The organism is Treponema saccharophilum DSM 2985 (assembly GCF_000255555.1).
Lineage (GTDB): Bacteria > Spirochaetota > Spirochaetia > Treponematales > Treponemataceae > Treponema_D > Treponema_D saccharophilum.
Genome location: NZ_AGRW01000042.1, coordinates 14,766 through 34,037, shown reverse-complemented (window position 1 = coordinate 34,037; position 19,272 = coordinate 14,766). Strand labels below are relative to the sequence as shown.

Annotated in this window: 19 protein-coding genes and 4 tRNA genes; 9 read left to right on the top strand and 14 right to left on the bottom strand. The window is 51.2% G+C overall.

Annotated elements, in window-relative coordinates:
• Positions 1-780 (bottom strand): nucleoside triphosphate pyrophosphohydrolase, encoded by a 780-nt coding sequence (gene mazG, locus TRESADRAFT_RS05350; protein ID WP_002703553.1) that lies wholly within the window; start codon positions 778-780, stop codon positions 1-3.
• Positions 777-1,448, bottom strand: coding sequence for an aminoacyl-tRNA hydrolase (pth, locus tag TRESADRAFT_RS05345; protein ID WP_002703551.1), 672 nt, complete (start codon positions 1,446-1,448; stop codon positions 777-779). Before pth ends, mazG begins: the two co-directional genes overlap by 4 nt.
• A 186-nt stretch (positions 1,449-1,634) precedes the next feature.
• On the opposite strand from pth, the gene prs reads away from it, so the two are divergent.
• From prs to TRESADRAFT_RS05320, 5 genes are all read left to right on the top strand, one after another.
• Positions 1,635-2,915 (top strand): ribose-phosphate diphosphokinase, encoded by a 1,281-nt coding sequence (prs, locus tag TRESADRAFT_RS05340; RefSeq protein ID WP_002703549.1) that lies wholly within the window; start codon positions 1,635-1,637, stop codon positions 2,913-2,915.
• A gap of 255 nt (positions 2,916-3,170) precedes the next feature.
• On the top strand, positions 3,171-5,207 hold the full coding sequence (locus TRESADRAFT_RS05335) for an alpha-amylase family glycosyl hydrolase (protein ID WP_002703546.1): 2,037 nt from the start codon (positions 3,171-3,173) through the stop codon (positions 5,205-5,207).
• A gap of 63 nt (positions 5,208-5,270) precedes the next feature.
• Entirely contained in the window at positions 5,271-6,368 is a 1,098-nt protein-coding gene (locus TRESADRAFT_RS05330; protein WP_002703544.1) for a hypothetical protein, read from the top strand.
• Between the two features lie 39 nt (positions 6,369-6,407).
• Entirely contained in the window at positions 6,408-7,070 is a 663-nt protein-coding gene (locus TRESADRAFT_RS05325; protein WP_002703542.1) for an HAD family hydrolase, read from the top strand.
• A gap of 125 nt (positions 7,071-7,195) precedes the next feature.
• Positions 7,196-7,269, top strand: a tRNA-Arg gene (locus TRESADRAFT_RS05320).
• 88 nt (positions 7,270-7,357) lie between these two features.
• On the opposite strand, the gene TRESADRAFT_RS05315 is transcribed toward TRESADRAFT_RS05320, so the two are convergent.
• The 8 genes from TRESADRAFT_RS05315 to TRESADRAFT_RS05280 form a co-directional block, all read right to left on the bottom strand.
• Entirely contained in the window at positions 7,358-7,759 is a 402-nt protein-coding gene (locus TRESADRAFT_RS05315; RefSeq protein ID WP_002703540.1) for a hypothetical protein, read from the bottom strand.
• A 110-nt stretch (positions 7,760-7,869) separates the two neighbouring features.
• The gene (locus tag TRESADRAFT_RS05310; RefSeq protein ID WP_002703537.1) at positions 7,870-8,322 is read right to left on the bottom strand and encodes an ASCH domain-containing protein; all 453 of its coding nucleotides are present in this window, start codon (positions 8,320-8,322) and stop codon (positions 7,870-7,872) included.
• Positions 8,323-8,325: 3 nt separating this feature from the next.
• Entirely contained in the window at positions 8,326-8,631 is a 306-nt protein-coding gene (locus TRESADRAFT_RS05305) for a hypothetical protein (RefSeq protein WP_002703535.1), read from the bottom strand.
• 1 nt (position 8,632) lies between these two features.
• Positions 8,633-9,463, bottom strand: a complete 831-nt coding sequence (locus tag TRESADRAFT_RS05300; RefSeq protein WP_040842329.1) for a hypothetical protein — start codon at positions 9,461-9,463, stop codon at positions 8,633-8,635.
• A 159-nt stretch (positions 9,464-9,622) separates the two neighbouring features.
• Positions 9,623-9,694 (bottom strand) — tRNA-Gly (locus TRESADRAFT_RS05295).
• Positions 9,695-9,702: 8 nt separating this feature from the next.
• A tRNA-Lys gene (locus tag TRESADRAFT_RS05290) sits at positions 9,703-9,775 on the bottom strand.
• A gap of 75 nt (positions 9,776-9,850) precedes the next feature.
• Positions 9,851-9,932 (bottom strand) — tRNA-Leu (locus TRESADRAFT_RS05285).
• 69 nt (positions 9,933-10,001) lie between these two features.
• Positions 10,002-10,697: a hypothetical protein gene (locus TRESADRAFT_RS05280; protein ID WP_002703532.1), complete on the bottom strand. Its 696-nt coding sequence runs from the start codon at positions 10,695-10,697 to the stop codon at positions 10,002-10,004.
• A 302-nt stretch (positions 10,698-10,999) separates the two neighbouring features.
• On the opposite strand from TRESADRAFT_RS05280, the gene TRESADRAFT_RS14975 reads away from it, so the two are divergent.
• Entirely contained in the window at positions 11,000-13,156 is a 2,157-nt protein-coding gene (locus tag TRESADRAFT_RS14975) for a methyl-accepting chemotaxis protein (protein WP_002703530.1), read from the top strand.
• Positions 13,157-13,362: 206 nt separating this feature from the next.
• Here the strand turns inward: TRESADRAFT_RS14975 and TRESADRAFT_RS05270 are convergent, their stop codons facing one another.
• Genes TRESADRAFT_RS05270 through TRESADRAFT_RS05260 form a run of 3 tightly spaced genes read right to left on the bottom strand, consistent with a single transcriptional unit; the run spans position 13,363 to position 14,382 of the window.
• Positions 13,363-13,575, bottom strand: a complete 213-nt coding sequence (locus TRESADRAFT_RS05270; RefSeq protein WP_002703528.1) for a hypothetical protein — start codon at positions 13,573-13,575, stop codon at positions 13,363-13,365.
• 1 nt (position 13,576) lies between these two features.
• The gene (locus TRESADRAFT_RS05265; protein ID WP_002703526.1) at positions 13,577-14,149 is read right to left on the bottom strand and encodes a DUF3990 domain-containing protein; all 573 of its coding nucleotides are present in this window, start codon (positions 14,147-14,149) and stop codon (positions 13,577-13,579) included.
• On the bottom strand, positions 14,146-14,382 hold the full coding sequence (locus tag TRESADRAFT_RS05260; RefSeq protein ID WP_002703524.1) for a DUF3791 domain-containing protein: 237 nt from the start codon (positions 14,380-14,382) through the stop codon (positions 14,146-14,148). The genes TRESADRAFT_RS05265 and TRESADRAFT_RS05260 overlap by 4 nt, the downstream gene beginning before the upstream one ends.
• A 176-nt stretch (positions 14,383-14,558) precedes the next feature.
• Here TRESADRAFT_RS05260 and TRESADRAFT_RS05255 point away from each other — a divergent pair, with 176 nt between their 5' ends.
• Both TRESADRAFT_RS05255 and TRESADRAFT_RS05250 read left to right on the top strand, forming a co-directional pair.
• On the top strand, positions 14,559-14,759 hold the full coding sequence (locus TRESADRAFT_RS05255) for a hypothetical protein (RefSeq protein WP_002703522.1): 201 nt from the start codon (positions 14,559-14,561) through the stop codon (positions 14,757-14,759).
• 491 nt (positions 14,760-15,250) lie between these two features.
• A complete protein-coding gene (locus TRESADRAFT_RS05250) occupies positions 15,251-16,777 on the top strand; it encodes a DUF2828 family protein (protein WP_002703521.1) in 1,527 nt (508 codons plus the stop codon).
• Between the two features lie 43 nt (positions 16,778-16,820).
• Here TRESADRAFT_RS05250 and TRESADRAFT_RS05245 read toward each other — a convergent pair whose 3' ends face one another.
• Positions 16,821-18,107, bottom strand: a complete 1,287-nt coding sequence (locus TRESADRAFT_RS05245; RefSeq protein ID WP_159100032.1) for an ATP-binding protein — start codon at positions 18,105-18,107, stop codon at positions 16,821-16,823.
• 370 nt (positions 18,108-18,477) lie between these two features.
• Between TRESADRAFT_RS05245 and TRESADRAFT_RS05240 the strand changes: the two genes are divergently transcribed.
• A complete protein-coding gene (locus TRESADRAFT_RS05240) occupies positions 18,478-19,227 on the top strand; it encodes a hypothetical protein (RefSeq protein ID WP_002703514.1) in 750 nt (249 codons plus the stop codon).
• Positions 19,228-19,272 lie beyond the last annotated feature (45 nt).

Here is a 19,272-nt window from a genome sequence, read left to right as displayed (position 1 = left end):
TTACCGCCCCTCCTTTTTTGCCTCGCGCCACAAGCGCATCATCTCGCCGAGGCTCGACTTGTCCATCGCGATTTTTTGCGCGCGCATCGACGACTCGACGTAGCCGAACCTGCCGCTGAATTTTCGGTTCGCGCGGTCGAGCGCGGAGACTGCATCGACGCCGAGCCATCGCGCCCAGTTCACCACGGAAAGTAGAAGGTCGCCGATTTCCTCCTCGATGGCGGAACCGTCGCCGCTTTTTGCGGCATCGTCAACCTCGCGCATCTCCTCGGCGACTTTCGCGCGCACGTCCTCGATTTTCTCCCACTCGAACCCGCGCTTCGCCGCCTTCGAAAGCATTTTCTGCGCCTTCAGGAGCGGCGGGAACCCGTCGGGAACGGACGCGAGCGCGCATTCGTCGCCGCGCCCCTCCACCTTCGCCTTTATGTCGTCCCACTGCCGCCCGAGGTCATCGTTTGCTTCGGACGCGCCCTCGGAGCGCGGGAACACGTGCGGGTGGCGGCGGACGAGCTTCTCCGCGATGGAGCCGAGGCATTCGTCCACGGTAAAATCGCCGTTTTCCTCGTAAATGCACGCGTCGAGGAGGACGTTGAAGAAAAGGTCGCCGAGCTCCTCCTTGACGTGGGACGGCTCGCCCTGCGTTATAGCGTCAATCGTCTCGAAGCATTCCTCAATCATGTAGCGGCGCAGGGAAAGCGGCGTCTGCGCTTTGTCCCACGGGCATCCGTTCTCGCCGCGGAGGGCGCGGACAACGGAAAGAAGATTCTCGAACCCGCTCATTTCTTCTCCGCCTCCACGATTTTCCGCTTCGACCACGACTGGAGGATGCGCTTCTGGTTCTCATCCGTCGAAAGGAGGAATTTCGCGAGCATCTCGTTCGTCTGCGAAAATTCCTGCGCGAGGATTATCCGCTCGTCCGGGGTGAAATTCGAAAGCACGTAATCGGCGATGTCGCGCCCGACCGGCTTAGTCAGCCCGAACCGGAGCCGCCAGAAATCCTGCGTCCCGAAAACGCTCCTCATCGACCGGAGCCCGTTGTGCCCGCCGAGCCCGCCCGACCATTTCAAGCTGACCGTCCCAATCGGAAGCTCAAGCTCGTCGTGGACGACGAGAATCTCGGAAGGCTCAATCTTGAAGAACCGCGCAAGCTCCCCGACGGACTCGCCGCTGAGATTCATGTACGTGAGCGGCTTGAGGAAGAAAATTTTGTCGGGTGCACCGGACGGAACCGCGGGCGCGCTTCCGTCCTTCTTCGACAGCACGCCCGTTTCCGCGAACCATTGCGCGAGGGTTTCCGTCTCCACGGACGCGTAATCGCCCCTGAATTTCTGCTGCCATGAAAAACGTCCGTAAAAAGGAAGCTGCGACGCGAACTGCCACGCGACGTTGTGCCTTGTCAGCTCATACTCCTGACCATAATTCCCGAGGAATGCAACTAGTCTAATCATAATGCGGAGATTTTAGCACAATTCCCCGCGGTTGTTCTCGGGAAACGCACTGCAAATCCGCAAAGAATGAAAAAGAACCGCAAAAAAGCGCAACATTTTCCATTGTTTTCAGTGAATTGACGACATATTGCGAAAAATATAAAATGAATCATCTTTTTCCCAAAATTCACTAACAAGGATTCTAAAATGCCATATTCAGAACCGACAAACCTTGGCGTCATCGCCTGTCCGGGCGGAGCCATCTTCGCAGACGAGGTAATCTCTCATCTCAGGCAGATGTACAAGCATCGCTTCACGCTCAAATCCGATGTCATCGCGAAAAGGTACAACATCGAGAAGGACAAGCTCGTCCAGGACATGAATTTCAGGAACGACCTTGCGACGAGCGACCTCGTAGTGCGCGGCTCGACCGACCAGTACCGCGTTCCCAAATTCAAGGTGGACACGCTCTTCACGTGGTTCGCGAACGGCGAGGTCAAGGCGGAGATTCTCGAATGCGTCCGCGGAAAGGACATCTACATCTTCCAGGACGTCGAGAACCACGAGCCGATAAAGATGAACGGCGGAAAGAACGAAGTCGTCTTCTCCGTGAACGACCACGTCATGACGCTCCTCGTCACGATTGACGCGGTGCAGCAGGCGGGCGCGGCATCGATAACGCTCGTCGTCCCCGCGTTCCCCTACTCTCGGCAGCACAAGAAGAAGAGCCGCGAAGGCCTGACCGCATCCCTCCTCAGCCACATCTACGAGATGAAGGGAGTGACGCGCGTCGTCACGCTCGACATCCACTCGCGCGAAATCGTAAACGCGTTCAACACGACGTACCTCGACAACCTGCACGCCTCATACCAGATAATCCGCGAGCTTACGAAAGTCGTCAACCTCACCGGCCCGAACAAGGAAGATTTGGTCGTGGTCTCGCCGGACACGGGAGCAATCGACAGGAACAAGTTCTACGCGTCAGGCCTGAAGGTTCCGCTCGCGATGATTTACAAGGAGCGCGATTACTCCGTCGTGACGCAGGACGCGAAGAACACGAACATCAAGTCGATAAAGCTTCTCGGCGACGTGAAGGGCAAAGTCGCGTTCCTTGCCGACGACATGCTAGGAACGGGCGGCACGCTCCTCAAGGCGATGGGCTTCCTGAAGGAACAGGGCGCGACGAAGGTCATCGCCGCAATCTCCCTTCCGTTCTTCACGGGAAACGCTATCGAGCTTTTCGACCAGGCGTACAAGGACGGGCTGTTCTACCGCGTAATCGGAACGAACGCCGTCTACCACTCGAACCTCAAGGACAAGGAATGGTTCATCTCGACGAACGTCTCGGGGCTTTTCGCGAACGTCATCACGAGAATCCACCACAACCAGGGACTTTCCGACCTCCTCGACAACCGCAACATTATCGACAAGCTCATAAAGAAGTCCGACTCGAACGAGAAGACTGACAAGCCTGAGCAGGCCGAATAAAAAAACGAATCCCCGCCAGAAATTCCGGCGGGGGCAAAAACAAACCCGTGGGCTGTCCAAAAAGCAGTGCCATGCCGAACGCGTTTCGTAACGGCACCGTGCACCACTTATTGGGCAGCCTTTTTTTGTCCGCGCGGGAATTCCGGCATTTTGAGAAAATCCTACAAACGAAACGGAAAATCGGACAAGCGGGCACCGCCGATGCGGGAATAGAATAGGCGTACCAGAAAATCAAAAAACGAAAACGGGTACATCATGAAAAAAATCATCACATCAGCATTTTTTGCCGCGATCGCGCTCTTCTCGTCGTGCCAAATCAGGAACGACGACTACACCGAGGAAAAAATCGACCTGACATCGCTGACGGGCGACGAGAACTACAAAAGCCCCGTCGCGCTTCCGGAAACTGAAAACCAGAGCGAGGGCCTTTCGGAAAACTGGTGGCGGAATTCGGTCTTCTACCACATATGGATAAAGTCGTTCAGGGACTCAGACGTGGGCGACTGCTCCAAAAACTGCGGCGACTTCAAAGGAATCGAGGAAAGCCTCGGCTACATCCAGGACGACCTCGGATGCGACGCGATTTGGCTCAGCCCGTTCTGGGAATGCGCGTACGAAGGAAGCACGAACGAAGAAAGCGCGAAAATCAACATGCACGGCTACGACGTGAGCGACTTCTACAAAGTGAACGCATTTTTCGGAAGCGGGAACGCCACGGCGGAAAGCGCGGAGGAGGAGCTCGTCTCGCTCATAAAAGCGTGCCACGAGCGCGGGATGAAAATCATATTCGACTTCGTTCCGAACCACACGTCAAGCAGCAACGGCTGGTTCGTCGATTCCGCGAACGGCGATAACGGAAAAAGCGGCTGGTATGTGTGGAGCAAGACCGCGCTCGACTGGAAGAACACCTGGGGCGCGAGCGCATGGCACAAGAAGAACGGGAAATACTACTACGCCGCGTTCGCCGACACGCAGCCCGATTTGAACTACAGGAACCGCGAGGTGCGCGAGGAGATGAAGAACGTCGTCCGGTATTGGCTCAACAAGGGGTTCGACGGGCTCAGAATCGACGCGGCGAGGTACCTTGTCGAGACGGAAAAATCGCGCGAGGACACGGACGAAACGCACGAATGGTTCAAGGAGCTCAGGAGCGTGCTTGACGAATACGAAAGCCCGAAATTCATGGTCAGCGAGGCGTGGATTGAAGGGAACAGGACGAAGCTCGACGGGTATTTCGGAAGCGGCGACGAATTCAACATGGTGCTCGACTTCGACCAAGGGAAAGCCGTCCTCGGGGAAATCGCGAATCAGGCAGCGGGAGACTCGCCGAAAATTTTCGGGAACCCCGACGAATCGAAAAGCTACGGCACGTTCCTCGGGAACCACGACGAATATGCAGACAGGCTCGGCGACAGCGAGACGTCAATCGGAAAAACGGGAATAATCCTCGCCACATCGCTCTCGCTCCTGCGCCCGACAGTCCCGTTCATCTACTACGGAAACGAAATCGCGCAGAAATCGGGAACGCAAGACGGGGACTTCAGGCTCCGGCAGCCGTTCGACTGGACAAAGGCAGAAACGCAGAAAAGCGGCAGCGATTCAGTGCTTTCCATAAACAAAACGCTCATCGCGCTGCGGAAATCCGCGGAATACAAAGATGTGTTCGCGAACGGAAAAATCAGCGTGCTGGAAAGCGAGAATTCCGGCGCGCTCGCGTACACGATTTCCGACGAAAGCACGGAACTGCTCGTCGTCGCGAATCTGGCAAGGAAAAGCGCGGCAGAACTATCGTTTTCCGGCTTCGACGTTTCGGAACGGGGCGGCTATTCGCTCATCGTAGGAAACGGGGACGAAAACGCCGACATCGAAAACGATTCAGGCTGCGCTGTCCTCCGCAATTTCAGCCCGCACGAAATCCGCGTATACGATTTCTCATCCGCGGGAAGGGAAAACGTCCTCGACATCTGGGACTACGACGCGGAGCCGACGATGTACCTGCGAGGAACGATGAACGGCTGGAACGCGACGAAAATGGATTACGACGGGAGCGAATTCTCCGCAAGCGCCGACCTCACTGCGGAGCTCGCATACGAATTCAAATTCGACGAATTCGGCGACTGGTCGCATTCGTTCGGAACGTCGGGAAGTTCCGGGACAGTCAATCTGAACGAGCCGTTCACGGCAGACGATGCGACGGGTGTCGGAACGAATTTCTCGTTCACGCCGGAAGAAAGCGGCGCCTACGTTTTCGCCTTCAACGCGGCCACAAAAACAGCGGAAATCCGCCGGTAATTTCCGGGCGCGCACGGCGGCTTACCGACGGAATTTTCTCCGCAAATACGGTACAATGTCGCCATGACTGACACGATTCTCTGCATCGACATCGGAACGACATCGCTCAAGGCGGCGCTCCTTTCTGACAGGCGCACCGTGGAGGCAAAAACGCGCGTCGCGCTCGAAAAAGGAAGCGGCGCGGACGGATGGATTTCCGCGCTCAAAAAAGCTGTCGCGGAGCTGAAAAGCGAAAACGAATCAGCCGCAATCGAGGCAATCTGCGTCAGCGGGAACGGCCCGACGCTCGTGCTTGAGCGGGACGGGGACGCGCTCGCGACGCTTTTGTGGAACGCCCCCACCCCGAAAAGCGACAGCCCGAAAACAGAATCCCTCTACATCCCGCGCATGATTGCCGCACGGAAAGTGTTCCCGGGCGAATGGGAAAAAGCATCCTCCGTCATGTCGGGGCCGGAATTCCTCATCAAATTCCTGACAGGAAACGCGCTTACGATTCTTCCCGCGAAAGGATTCGAAAAGGCGTACTGGAGCGACGAGGAGCTGCGCCGGTTCGGGTTCGGCGCGGATGAGCGCGCAAAGCTTCCGCCGTTCAAAAAAATGGGCAGCTTCGCCGGAAAAATCTGCGAAAAAGCCGCAATCGGGACGGGACTGCTTGAGGGCACGCTCGTTTTTGCCGGCGCGCCCGATTTCGTCGTCGCGCTTATCGGAACGGGGACGATTTACCCGGGAAAACTATGCGACCGGGCAGGCTCAAGCGAAGGAATCAACCTCTGCACGTCGAGGCCGATTTTTGCCGACGGAATAAGGACGCTCCCGAGCGCGATTCCCGGATTGTGGAACGCGAGCGCGCTTATTCCCGACAGCGGGCGCAGGAAAGACGAGTCGCCTGACGCGCTCCTTGAGGAATTCTCGTCGGCAATCGAAAAGCTCCGGAACGCCGCCGAATCGAACGGGGAGCTGTTCCCGGACGAGCTTGCGATGACGGGCGGACAATGCCTCGACAAGGAGTGGATTTCGCGAAAGGAAAAAGCGGCGGGCATGAACATCCGCGTCCCGTTCTGCAACGACGCGGAGCTTATCGGGGACCTCGTCCTGGCACGGCTCGCGCTCGGCGACTACGACGACATGGACGAGGCGTGCTTCGTCCTCTGCGGGATGTGAACGGTCAGCACGAACGATTTTTTGAGGAAGGAAAAAGAAATGGAAATCTACAATCTGCCGGAAAAACCGAAAGCCCTGATATTCGACATAGACGCGACGCTCTACACGTGCCCGGAATACGCGCACGAGCAGATTGACGCGCAGGTACGCCACTACGCCGCGCTCAACGGAATGACTGCCGACGAGGCGCGGAAAAAGGTCGCCGATTTCAGGAGAAAATGGGCGGCGGAGCACGGCGGGCTGAAAATCAGCCTCGGAAACCTGCTCACGTCGTTCGGAATCCCCATCGAGACGAGCATCGAATGGCGGAAAACGCTTTTCAATCCGGCCGACTACCTGAAAAGGGACGAGAAGCTCATCGCGGCGATACGGAAGCTCAAGGAAAAATTCGCCCTCGTGTGCGTCACGAACAATCCCGTGGAGCCTGCGAGGCGCACGCTTGAGGTAATCGGAATCGCCGACCTGATTCCGAGAATCGCGGGGCTGGACACGTGCATGGAATCGAAGCCGTCGAGGAAGCTTCTCGAGACGGCGATGGGCTGGGCGTCGGAGGACATCGGTGAGGAAGTGCGCCCGCGCGACTGCATTTCAGTCGGCGACCGGTTCGACATCGACCTCAAGCTTCCGATTGAGCTCGGCATGGGCGGAATTCTCGTCGGAGGCGCCGAGGACGTACAAAAGCTTCCCGACATTCTCGCGTGATAAAGAGACGGTCTGTTTCCGGTTATTAAACCTGTTCGGAAGCCCCAGTTTCAGAACAGGTCTATTGGCCGGCAGTTCTTCGACTATTGAACAATAATCGGTTTTGATATATTATTCATTCATTCGATCCTATAGCTCAGCTGGATAGAGCGGCTGCCTCCTAAGCAGCAGGTCGCACGTTCGACTCGTGTTAGGGTCAAAAAAAATCCCGGACTGGAGAACATCCTCGTCCGGGATTTTTTTGTACGCGCACGGCTTTCACGGAAGAACGCAAAAGCCGGAGCAAATCAGCTTCTCGTCACGAGAAGCGCCGCAAGAACGATAAGGTGCGACGCGAACGTGTAGAGCCAGCCGAGCAAATCGCCGAAGTTGCCGTTCAGAATGTCGGCTATCACGATTGCGATTGCCCAAATCACGCAGATTATGATTTTCAGAATGTATCCGAGCCTGCCGAACCCGTTCGCGATGAAGCACTGGAGGATAATGAAAATCCCGGAAAGAAGCTCCACGACGCCGAACGCGATGATGACAATCCTGCCGACATCGCCGCTTGCGACATGGCTGAGCGCCTGCGCGGCAAAGTCGCCGCCGCCCTGCAAAGCCCAGATTCCGCCGACGGCAAGCATCACGCCGACGGCAAGGTTCAGCATAAACCAGAAAATAGAAAATTTCGCAGCCTTATGAGCCATCCTAAAAACTCCTCGTCCCGGAACCGGAAATTTTTCCCGCGCCGGAACACAAAAAAATAAACAGCCCGAAAACGTCTCCGAAAAAGCGCGTTCCCGGGCAGCTGCATTTATTATCGGTAGATAAGACGGAAAACTTCGCAGACGACCTTGCTCGAATCGGTGAACTCGAAACCGCAGAGCGCCGCCTCGTCCTCCATGTAATCGCGCTGCTTCTCGCGCCATTCCTCAAGGCTTTCGTCCTCGCCCTCGCGCCGCGCAAGCTCCCACGTAATCTCACCGAACGGGATGACGCTGACGTCCGTGACCTCCACGATTCCGCGCGGCTCTCCGTCCTTGTCCTCGACGATGAAAACCTCTCCCGAAACGGGAAGCGGCTCCCTGTTTATCGCATACGAATCGAACGCGGTGAACGTCACCGTCCGCTTTCCGGAAAGGACGAGCGCAAGCTGCTCGTTCCCAACGACACCCCGCTCCGCAAACGAAAGCTCGCCGGAAAAACCGACCTCATCAGGATTCTGCTTCGATTCCGCAAGGAATTTGTCCCAATATTCGCCAATCGTCATTTTTTACCTCGATTTAAAAAGCATAAGAACCAGCGCCAGAATAACAAAAACCATCGGAAGAACCGTAAAGACGAGCGAGGACACGAGGACGCCCGTCATCGGCACGACAAAATCGCGCGCTATGACGATGCCGAGCTTTACGAGAAGCTCGTAGACGATTCCCGCGTATCCGGTGACGGCGCCCGCGACGACGCACATCCACGAAGGCTCGCGCGTACGGCTCCAAAGCATTATCGCAAGGAAAGCCGCGATTCCGCCGAGGACGACCTTCACGATGCCGAGCAGTATTTCGGATTCTGTTATTCCCATATCACCATTCAAAAGGATTGTTCTTCAACTTGGAGAAATTCCCCCTGTCCGCGCCGAAAGGAACGATGCTAGGCACCTCGTAGTCCGGGGAAACGACAAGACCGCATTCCGCGCAATGGAGCATGAAATCGCGGTACGATTCTGCGGGAACGGCGGGGATGAGATACGGTCCCTTCCGCGTCCAGTATTTCGACAGGACGGCATCGTAACGGAACCAGTCCTTCTCGCTCCGCTCCTGAAGCGCGCGTATCAAATCGTAGATTGCGCGCGTGTAGGCGGCGCACAGCGGGGACGGAATCCGGTACGCCCTGGAAGAAAGTTTTTCCCAGTCAAAGCCGGCAGAACGGTCAAGCGCGATGACGAAGCATTCCTCATCCCACGCGAACGGAGGCTCGACCAGCACGGCGAGCTCCTCGCGCCAATCGGCAGAATCCTGATTCCACGGAACGAAGCGGACGCATTTTATCCCGAATTCCTTCTCCGCGAATTCAGCAGGATTCCCCCACTGCCCGCACGAATTGAAAACGAACACGCGCCTGTCGTCAAAACCGCCGAGAAGCTCCGACACGGCCTTCGAAAGCCTCGAAGATTCCGCGCCGTACATCGGGGAAAAATCCGTGTCGAAAATCCCCGTAAGCTTCCGCTCCAGAACGTTTTTCAGGACGGAAACGGCGCCGCCGCTCCCCCACCCCAGGATTGCGCGCCCGCCCGCCTGATACAGGTCCGTCAGCCGGACGTTCTTCGACGTATAGAGGAAACACCCGCGCGCACGGCGGATTGTCCCGTACATCCCGGTAATTTTTGAAAACAATATTTTTGCATTTTCAGACATTTGAATCGGATTATACACCTTTTGAAGCGCTTGCTTAACACGTTTGCGCTTTCTCCGGTAGATTTCGCCCTGTTTGATGGAGGCGTTCCCCATCACGGAAAAAGGCCGAAGGAAATTACGGAAAGACAAAAAAAAGACCCGAAATAATCGGGTCGCAAGAGCGGGAAATGGGGATCGAACCCACGACATCCACCTTGGCAAGGTGGCGCACTACCACTGTGCTATTCCCGCAAAAAAAATGAGCGACCGGGGGATCGAACCCCGGACCCACAGATTAAGAGTCTGTTGCTCTACCAGCTGAGCTAGTCGCCCGAAAGTGAGAACTATATTAGTCTCATTTTCTTGATTTGTCAAGAAGTTTCGCATCAAAAAAATCCGAAACCGTATTGCGGAGAACCTGACTTGAACAGGCACAGCTTGCGCCACTAGCACCTCAAGCTAGCGTGTCTACCAATTCCACCATCCCCGCGAATGAGAAAGATTATATAGTATCTTCGTTTTTTTTGTCAATAGCCGAATACTTTTTTTTAAAAAAATCTCACGAATTTCCGCTCTTTTTTTTCAGGAGCGTGTCGGGCAGGAAAAATTCCACGAAACCGGAACTTTCGCCGATTTTGCTTTCAACCGAAATCAGCACGCCGGACGTTTCGGGCGCGATGATTTCCGAAAACTCGGACGGATACTGCACCGTACGAAAATCATCGGGCACGGGAACATCGAAAAACGCGGAGAAATCGCGCTGGAGAATGAGGAGAACCGGTTTCGTCGCGGTGCGCTCCATCTCCGCGATTTGCTTTTTTCCGTATTCATGGAACCCGCTCCGCTCGATTTTCTCAAAAAGGCGCTCAATGAACTTTTCTTCCTCGCCGGACGCATCCTCAAGCTCGCCGTTCAGGAAGCTGATTGCCCGGTCATAGAACATTGCGCCGAAAAGGAGCGGGTCGATTTCCGCAAAAGCCCGCACGCCCCCGAACGAAGCCGACGTAAGAATCGCGCGCGAATTTATCGAGCGGATAAAGTCACCGAAATCGATTTTGTCCACATCCGCGCCCCCGATTCCGTTCCCGAAATAGCACGGGACATCGAGCGCCGAAAAAAAATACGCGCCCATATCGCGGACGAGCCGCCTCGAAGCCTCCGACACATCCCCGTTGGAAACGCGCGTTCCGCCGCCGCTCCCCTCCATCTTCGAAAGCATCTCCGCAACCTCTTTTTTCGAAAGCATCTCCGTCATTCTCTCCTCCGCTCCGCATACCTTGCCTTAATTATAGGACAACATGCGCGTCCGGGGCAATTTTTTTCATGAAAGAAAAACGGCTGAAGAGCGCCTCGGGCAATAGCTTCTTGAAATGAAAACCAGTATACTAGAGCGCCGTCAAAAACAGTGTTGGTTGAGGTATAAATGATATTCTAAGATTCTGTACGAATCGCAGCGGAATAAAAACTTTCTTTGTCCGCGACTATTAAATCAACATTTTATACGGACATATCTTATAATAAAAAGTCAGATTTTACTTTCACTCCGGGGGATACAGTATGAAACATCGAAAAAAAATGTCACTGGCAGGCAAATTCGCGCTCAGCGAGTTCATTATAATTCTTTTGGTTATCGGCATTTCGCAAATTGTCGTAGGACTTTCGTTTGAGAAAAAGGCGATGTACGACTTTTACACGTCGGCGGAAAACGTCCTGAAAGATTTTTCCAATTCAATCAACATCTTTTTCACGGCAAAAGAGGATTCCGTCAAATTCTTCTGCACAGCGGAGTCTGTAAAATCTGCTGACGAAACAATCCATTCGTTCATAAACGAGACGGGAACGATTCAGATTTCCGAATACGAGAAAAGCCCGACGGAGCTGAAAATCCGCGCCACGGCACAGGAATTCTCGAACATCGACAAGGACACGTCGGAAGTTTTTTTCGGCACGAAATGGGGCGGCTACGCGACGAACCTCTCACACTCAAAATCGGGAGGCTACGACCCGAGAAGCCGCCAGTGGTACAAGGACGCCACGAACGGCGGCGGAAATCCCGTAATCACGAGCGCGTACAAAACGACGAGCGGCACTCTGGTCGTCAGCATCGTGTGCAGCGTCACGGATTTCGACAACAATTTTCTCGGAAACGCGGGGCTTGACATCTCTCTCGAAAAGCTGACGAGCATTCTTTCCACGCTGGATTTCGGCGAGGGCGCTTCCGTCGTCATGCTCCAGAAGGACGGGTTCATCCTTGCCGACACGGGAAGCAGGAGCGCGGCATTCAAGAACATCAACGACCTCGACATTCCCGAGCTTGCCGAATACATAAAGACAAATGAGACTGAGGGCAAAATCATGATGGACAACAAATTTTACCTGACGAAATCCATCATCAACGAAAAAACGGACTACGAAATCGTGGTCTGCTGCCCGCTCAAGACTGTCAACAAAAGCTTCATGCAGACGATGACGCAATCGCTCATCATCTGCGTCGTCCTTGGTTTGTTCTTCGCGCTTTCGACTGCGTTCTTTATGAAAAGGAAACTCAGCCCGCTCAAAAACATGGCAGACGACATCAGCAAGAACGCGCAGGAAATCGCGGAGGGACACGGGAACCTCTCGAACAGGCTGAACATCAACGAAAAGAACGAAATCGGCGCAGTTGCCGAGAGCTTCAACCTTTATTCGGAAAAACTGCAGGCCCTTATCGGCAGCATGAAGCATTCGAAATCTTCGCTTTCGCTCGCGGGCGAAAAGCTCGGCGGAACGACGGCAGCCGCCATGGACGCAATCGAGCTCATCACGGGCGGAATACACGCCCTTGACGGCAACCTGAGAAGCCAGAGCTCCTGCGTCGAGCAGACGTCAGCAAACGTGGAAAGCATCCTGGAAAACATAACGTCGCTCGAGAACCTGATTGGCACCCAGAGCGAGAGCGTCGAGGGAGCGTCGAGCGCGGTCGAAGAGATGGTCGGAAACATCAGCGAGGTGAACCGCTCCGTCGACAAGATGGCGTCCTCGTTCGCAAAGATTGCGAAAAGCTCGGAGGACGGCGCGAAATCGCAGGAGGCGCTGCAGCAGAAAATCAGCGAAATCGAGAACCAGTCGAACCTTCTGAGCGAGGCGAACGCGGTTATCGCATCAATCGCTGAGCAGACGAACCTCCTCGCGATGAACGCGGCAATCGAAGCGGCGCACGCGGGCGCGGCAGGAAAGGGATTTGCGGTCGTCGCCGACGAAATCAGGAAGCTTTCCGAAACGTCGAGCGAGCAGTCGGCGACAATCGGCGAGCAGCTTTCCGAGATTCAGAGCAAGATTAAGGAAGTCGTCGAGGCTACGGAAAAGGGCGTCGAGGGATTTGCCGACCTTGCAAGCGAAGTCCGCTCAACCGACACGCTTGTCCATCAGATTAAGACCGCTATGCAGGAGCAGAGCGAGGGCTCGACGCTCATCACCGACGCGCTTTCACAGATGAAGGACAGCACGCGGCAGGTTCAGAGCGCGTCCAAAAAGATGACGGCGAATTCACAGACGATTATCGACGATGTCGGCACCCTCCAGAACGAGACCGACACAATCAAAGAAAGCATGTCCCAGATGAGCTTGAACGCGGGCAAGATTAACGACGCAGGCTCGGCTCTGGGCGACATCGCAGGCGTGATGAAACAGTCAATCAGCGACATCGGCGAGCAGGTTGACAGGTTCACGGTCTAGCGGCCGGCGTTTCCGCAACAAAAAAACGGATTCTTCGCAAAACAAGTGAAGAATCCGTTTGCTTTTTTCTTCAAGCTAGGAAAGAATCTGCGAAAGGGTCACGAGCCGCTTTCGCGAAGGAGAAGGAATCTGGTTCATGCACAAAGATTATCATTTTTTTCGCGTTCAAGCGAATCGGGGAAAGGAGAATGAAGAGGCGGCAGGATTCATATTGTTTTTTCACGCTCATATTCATCTGCGATGTAATCAGGACCATTGCACCAAAAAGCGGTTCTCTCATCAAAAAGCATTTTTGCGGTCTGCGATTTTATAAAACTATCAAACGCAACTATAGGCGCGATTTTATGCCGCTCCGCAATCGTTTTGCAAGCCATTGCCGCAAGAAGCTCCATGCTGTATTCATACTTGCTCAACACCATGTCATCCCTCCAGTATTTCGATTTTACAATCCTTAAAAGTCAAATTTGCCAGAGCCTTTTCCGTCCTGAAACATATTTGGTCGGAAAGCTTGTTCGGCAACAAGAATTTGATGGCAGTTTCATCTGCCTCATACGAACCGACTTCACCATAAAATCCATTTATATAAGCCGTAAGAACCTGGTTTGTCGAATCATTTGCTATTTTCCCCGCGATGATATCGTAGTTTCTCCATCTCTCAAGCTCGCCATCTAATATACCGAATTTTCTATGAGCAACCACGCAGTGGATCCAATTCTCGTCTGCAGAACTGAATTCATAGTAATTGACCTCAGTGGACGAATTCTGTCCATACTCAAACACAGAAACATATCCGGTATCACTTTTCACATCTGCCACATGATTTTTCAACGCCTTTCCAATTGAAGTCCTTATGAAACGACAAGCCTGTTTGTAGTCAGTCGTAACATAAAATCCTTTTCCAAAATCTTTTCCGGCAGCACAAAGCGACAAATCTATTTTTTCTACAGGTTTGTAGCTTGCATGGTACAGCGTTATTCCATTAGTCAAAATCATATTGCCGCTCCATTGTTCACTAGATAAGATTCGATGTCCAAAAGATTTGCATCATCACCTTGAATGTGAAAAAAATCATAGCAAGTCCCAATATAATCATAGACCTTGTACTTGTTGAAAATGCTGCTGCATTTTTCTTCGTCGACATTCCATTTTGCCTGAGCAAGACGAAACAAGCGGATTTGAATCAAAAACAAGTCATCCGCCCTATCCTTTCCGAAAAATTCATTCATAACAGTGTTCCTAATTATATGACTATCTAAAAAATTCAGTTATTTCGAATTTCACCATAGTATAGCAGTTCAAACGGCACTTGACAGTTTTTCCTTGTCGGTACGAATACACAATGTACATACAAAAATTAGGAGGCGCATAATGCAGGCGGTAGGTTCAGAGCGCGTCCAAAAAGATGACGGCGAATTCACAGACGATTATCGACGATGTCGGCACCCTCCAGAACGAGACCGACACAATCAAAGAAAGCATGTCCCAGATGAGCTTGAACGCGGGCAAGATTAACGACGCAGGCTCAGCTCTGGGCGACATCACAGGCGTGATGAAACAGTCAATCAGCGACATCGGCGAGCAGGTGGACAGGTTCACGGTCTAGCGGCCGGCGTTTCCGCAACAAAAAAACGGATTCTTCGCAAAACAAGTGAAGAATCCGTTTGCTTTTTTCTTCAAGAAAGAAACCGCAGGTCAAGAGGATATCGACATACGTCCTCATGGGCTGCTGCATCGCCATTTTCGTCCTGCACTGGCTCACGAAATTCATCTTCTGCTAAAAAGCGTTGAATATTTAAAAGCATCGCATTCATTTTCGCACCTTTTTTTCCGTGATTGTCCAAATCACTCGTGGTAAAGTAAAAAACATAAAGGCACTGACAGCAAAACTTTTACCGACCCAGGTGTCGCGGGTTCGACCCCCGCCAGTTCGCTTTTGCGGATTGTAGCTCAGAAGGTAGAGCACTAGGAAAAAAAATGTGCCTTGTGCCGCCGGCAAAATTTAAAGATTCAAACAGCAATCAACGGTGTAAAATGGTTCGATTCCATACAAGAATCTTGTTTGCCGGCGGCAATTTTTTTTTGGGAGGCAAAAAAATGAATGCGTTGCAAGCAATCAGCAAGTTGTTGAATCACACCAGAACTGAAAACGGCGACATTGCCTACAAAACTTCGGGCTCGGCCTGCCTTGATTTCTTCTCGCTGTGCGGCGGAATGAGACGGAATCTTCCCGATTTGGAAAAACTTTTTGCAAAAGCCTACGCCGAGAATCCTCTACTCGCAATCAAGATTCTTTTTTACATGAGAAACATCAGAGGCGGACTTGGAGAGAGAAACAGTTTCCGAGAACTTTTGAAGGAACTGTCCCAGTTTTCTCCGGACGTGGCAAAACAGGTCGTTTGCGCGGTTCCTGAATACGGCCGCTACGACGACCTTCTAGTTCTGTTCGGAACGCCAGCGCAGGACGAAGCAATCGCTTTGATAAAAAATCAGATTGAGAAAGACCGGAAAGCGATGGAGAACAAAGAAGAAGTAAGTCTCCTCGGAAAGTGGCTTCCTTCAATCAATACGTCGTCGAAAGAAAGTGTCGCGCACGCAAAAATCCTGATGGCGGCGCTCGGAATGAAGGCGGTTGAATACAGGAAACTCTGTTCCGCACTTCGCAGGGAAATCAAAATAATCGAGGACAACCTTCGCCGCAAGGACTACACCTTCGACTACTCAAAACAGCCGAGCCAGGCGATGCTCCGCTACAGAAAGGCTTTCATGCGCAACGACGAAAAACGCTACAAGGAATTTCTGAACAAAGTTGTCGAGCAGCAGGAAAAAAAATCCCGCGGCGAGGAAATTCCCGAAGAGGAGATGGTAAAACTCAACACGCAAACTCTGTACCCCTACCAGATTGTCGAGCCTTTCACCAGATGGAACGCAGAGCGTCTGACAGAGGAACAGGAACTTCCGTTGGAAGCCAGCTGGAAATCTCTCGAGCGCGGCAGTTTCGACTCAAGGACAATCGTAGTCCGCGACGGTTCCGGCTCGATGTACAGGACGAGCGAGCCTTCGCCAATCAACATCGCAACGTCGCTGGCTCTTCTTTTTGCGGAGCAGCTTGAGGGCGCGTACAAGAACAGCTTCATCACTTTCAGCGAAAAGCCGGAGCTGATTCAGATTCCCGAAAACTGCGACAGTTTAAAAAAGAAGCTCGACTTCATAAAAAAATTCGACGACGTTTCGAACACGGATATTGCAAAGGTCTACCAGCTCATTCTTGACGTCGCAAAAAATGCGGAAATTCCGAAAGAGGAAATGATTGAGCGGATTCTGATTGTTTCCGACATGGAATTCGACTGCTGCTCTTCAACGGATTCTTCTTTTGAATTCATCAAAAAGAAGTTCGAGCACGCAGGCTATGAACTTCCAGAAATCGTGTTCTGGAACGTCGCCGCACGGAGCGCGCATCTTCCTGTGACGCAAAACGAGAAAGGCGTAAAACTCGTGAGCGGAGCCTCCGCTGCCATATTCGAGGACGTGGTTTCTGGAGATTTGAAATCAATGACGCCTTACGACTTTATGCTCCAGATGCTCGAACCGTATTCGGAATTCGACAAGATTCGCATCGCGTGATGGGAAATTGACAGACGCCCAAAGCGGGCGCCTGTGCGATTTTTCAAACAAGCCAATCGACGGCTTTTACAATCATTATTTCGCAGTTTTCGGCATGTATCGTCTCAGTTTGCTGAAGGGTAACAACCGTGGCTCTTTGGCACTGCAATTCTATGCAGGCTTCTTTTATTGCTCTCAGTTCCCGATTTTTTGTGTCCTCGTCCTCCAAATCAACGCAGACCTGATACAGACTAAGATTGCCCTCGGTTCCTGTTACAAAATCTATTTCATGGCCATTCGATGTTTTGTAATAGTGGATATCGAACGTCTGCCTTCTCAAGTGGACAAAAACCATATTTTCAAGGACTGCCCCCATATTGTTAAAGAGTTTGAAATCACATGCAAGCGCCAGTGCATGATCAACACAGTAAATCTTCTTTGGATTTACAGAGCGGACAGCGATATTGGGAGAAAGAATCTCCACAGGGAAAATAAGGTAGGCATCTGAAAAATAGCGTATGTATTTTGAAATCCACTCATTGGAAGTTGAGTAATGCATACCAGACAACTTTTGCTTCAACTTGTTCACGGTGATAGATCTCGACATGGTGCCCAGCAACAAAAGCATGAGCGTATGCAGCAATGGGAGGTCCTGGACTTTGTATCGCATAGCGATGTCCCTGGAAATGACATCCATCGCAATGTTTTGCAGATAACGAGTTTTTTGATTCTCAGATTGAATATACAAGAGTTCTGGGAATCCGCCCCATTTGAGATATTGTGAAAATATGTTATGAACTTTGTCAATCGAAGAGAGCATCTTTATTTTTGAGTCCAAGCCATGAGCAAAGAGATACTCCTTGAATGAATAGGGAAAAAGTTCCCAACTCATTGTCCTGCCCCCTAATTCCGTAGCAAGCTCCCAAGAAAGCATCTTGGCCGACGAGCCTGTTATGAAGACATGGCATTTTTCAGTATTCTGCAGACGGTTCACAAAAAGAGCCCAATCATTCACCAATTGAATCTCATCAAAGAAGAAATAAACTGTTTTATCATGATGGTCAGGATAGAGTTGATAATATGCGTCTGCTATTTGAGCCGGCTCCTCAGTTTGCAAACTGACAAGTCGGTCATCAGCGAAATCGATATGGCACACAAGGGATTTGTCATCAACTTCACTTGAAACGAGATTTCGTATGTAAGTGGATTTTCCACACCTTCTAATTCCAATCAAAACCGCCGCTTTTTTCGGTATCGTCTCAATACGAAGAGTCCTCTGAACCACAGACTCCCCCTCCGACAAAAGTTTCTGATTTTGAAGAATGATAGCTTGAATAGTTTTCAAATTCATAAAAACCATAATAAATTAGTTTCAAAAAATTTGCAAAGTATCATCATGCGCGTAGATGATATTTTTTTGTGCACAAACTGAAGAGAACCTTGCGGATTTCTTTTTTAAAACTTAAAAAAACTCATCAAGGCAACATGCACAACAGAAAACAACTCCGAGCTTGTGAAGAATCTTACGGAAAAGGAGGATGGTATCAAGAATGCACAAAGCGCATTCTTGGGATTTTTCACTCGAAAGTGTGTTTTTTATACTATCGAAGGACATGTGTAAAACTTCTCTATTACATAAAACTATAAAACGCACTATTCTATAGCGATTTACTGAAAAGTGAATGGACGGCTTGGGAAAATCTTTAACATAAGGAGTTTCTATGAAAAAGACTTCAGAATATGTCTTTGTTCATAAAAAGGTGTACAAAAAGTACATCAATCGTTGTCGAAATCTTCTTGAGCCACTTGTAAAAGAACTCAAGAAAATCGGTGTCAAGTCAAAACTGTATCTTACCGGAAGCGGTGGCAGACATCTTGTCATGCAAAAGGTTGTAAATGGTGAAAAACGACCATTTGACCTTGATTTTAATCTTGAAATCGAATTGGATTCTTTGCCAAAGAAATTCAAGGATTTGAAAGTTTTAAAAGATACTGTTCGGACGATGCTTAATAAGCAAATCTTTAAGAAAGATTGCTTTTCAGACGGACAGGATTCAACTTCCGTTATTTCTGTTCCATTGCATTTTCAAGATGATGAAAATCAACTTCAATTTAGCTTTGATGTTGCAATCGTTTCTCGAAATGTCTGCGGACAACTTCAAAGATTGATTCACAACAAGAAAAATAATGGATTTACTTGGTCTCTTGCACGGGATTCTAAATATATTGACGAAAAAGCAGATATATTGAGGAAAGAAGAATTATGGAATGACCTCAGAAATCGTTATAAAGCCTTTCGAAATCAGTTTATCAATTCTGCAAATCACCCAGCTTTTATTTGCTATATAATGACTGTCGAAGAGATTTTTTGTTCAGAGATGAATAAAAAAGATGGGAAACTCAGAAAATATTGTGGGTGTCATTTAAATCCGAATTGGGATCCTGTAGGAGATTCTGCCGAAGACGACTAACACAAAACAAAGCGCACCGCAAGGGATAAACTTCTTACAGTGCGC

Coding starts and splice junctions, on each gene's coding strand:
- TRESADRAFT_RS05245 (WP_159100032.1), bottom strand. CDS start 18,107: ATGAATTTGAAAACTATTCAAGCTATCATTCTTCAAAATCAGAAACTT.
- TRESADRAFT_RS05260 (WP_002703524.1), bottom strand. CDS start 14,382: ATGAATGAATTTTTCGGAAAGGATAGGGCGGATGACTTGTTTTTGATT.
- TRESADRAFT_RS05270 (WP_002703528.1), bottom strand. CDS start 13,575: ATGGTGTTGAGCAAGTATGAATACAGCATGGAGCTTCTTGCGGCAATG.
- TRESADRAFT_RS05305 (WP_002703535.1), bottom strand. CDS start 8,631: ATGGGAATAACAGAATCCGAAATACTGCTCGGCATCGTGAAGGTCGTC.
- TRESADRAFT_RS05315 (WP_002703540.1), bottom strand. CDS start 7,759: ATGGCTCATAAGGCTGCGAAATTTTCTATTTTCTGGTTTATGCTGAAC.
- TRESADRAFT_RS05255 (WP_002703522.1), top strand. CDS start 14,559: ATGACGGCGAATTCACAGACGATTATCGACGATGTCGGCACCCTCCAG.
- TRESADRAFT_RS05330 (WP_002703544.1), top strand. CDS start 5,271: ATGACTGACACGATTCTCTGCATCGACATCGGAACGACATCGCTCAAG.
- TRESADRAFT_RS05300 (WP_040842329.1), bottom strand. CDS start 9,463: ATGTCTGAAAATGCAAAAATATTGTTTTCAAAAATTACCGGGATGTAC.
- TRESADRAFT_RS14975 (WP_002703530.1), top strand. CDS start 11,000: ATGAAACATCGAAAAAAAATGTCACTGGCAGGCAAATTCGCGCTCAGC.
- TRESADRAFT_RS05265 (WP_002703526.1), bottom strand. CDS start 14,149: ATGATTTTGACTAATGGAATAACGCTGTACCATGCAAGCTACAAACCT.
- TRESADRAFT_RS05310 (WP_002703537.1), bottom strand. CDS start 8,322: ATGACGATTGGCGAATATTGGGACAAATTCCTTGCGGAATCGAAGCAG.
- TRESADRAFT_RS05280 (WP_002703532.1), bottom strand. CDS start 10,697: ATGACGGAGATGCTTTCGAAAAAAGAGGTTGCGGAGATGCTTTCGAAG.
- mazG (WP_002703553.1), bottom strand. CDS start 780: ATGAGCGGGTTCGAGAATCTTCTTTCCGTTGTCCGCGCCCTCCGCGGC.
- TRESADRAFT_RS05250 (WP_002703521.1), top strand. CDS start 15,251: ATGAATGCGTTGCAAGCAATCAGCAAGTTGTTGAATCACACCAGAACT.
- TRESADRAFT_RS05335 (WP_002703546.1), top strand. CDS start 3,171: ATGAAAAAAATCATCACATCAGCATTTTTTGCCGCGATCGCGCTCTTC.
- pth (WP_002703551.1), bottom strand. CDS start 1,448: ATGATTAGACTAGTTGCATTCCTCGGGAATTATGGTCAGGAGTATGAG.
- TRESADRAFT_RS05240 (WP_002703514.1), top strand. CDS start 18,478: ATGAAAAAGACTTCAGAATATGTCTTTGTTCATAAAAAGGTGTACAAA.
- TRESADRAFT_RS05325 (WP_002703542.1), top strand. CDS start 6,408: ATGGAAATCTACAATCTGCCGGAAAAACCGAAAGCCCTGATATTCGAC.
- prs (WP_002703549.1), top strand. CDS start 1,635: ATGCCATATTCAGAACCGACAAACCTTGGCGTCATCGCCTGTCCGGGC.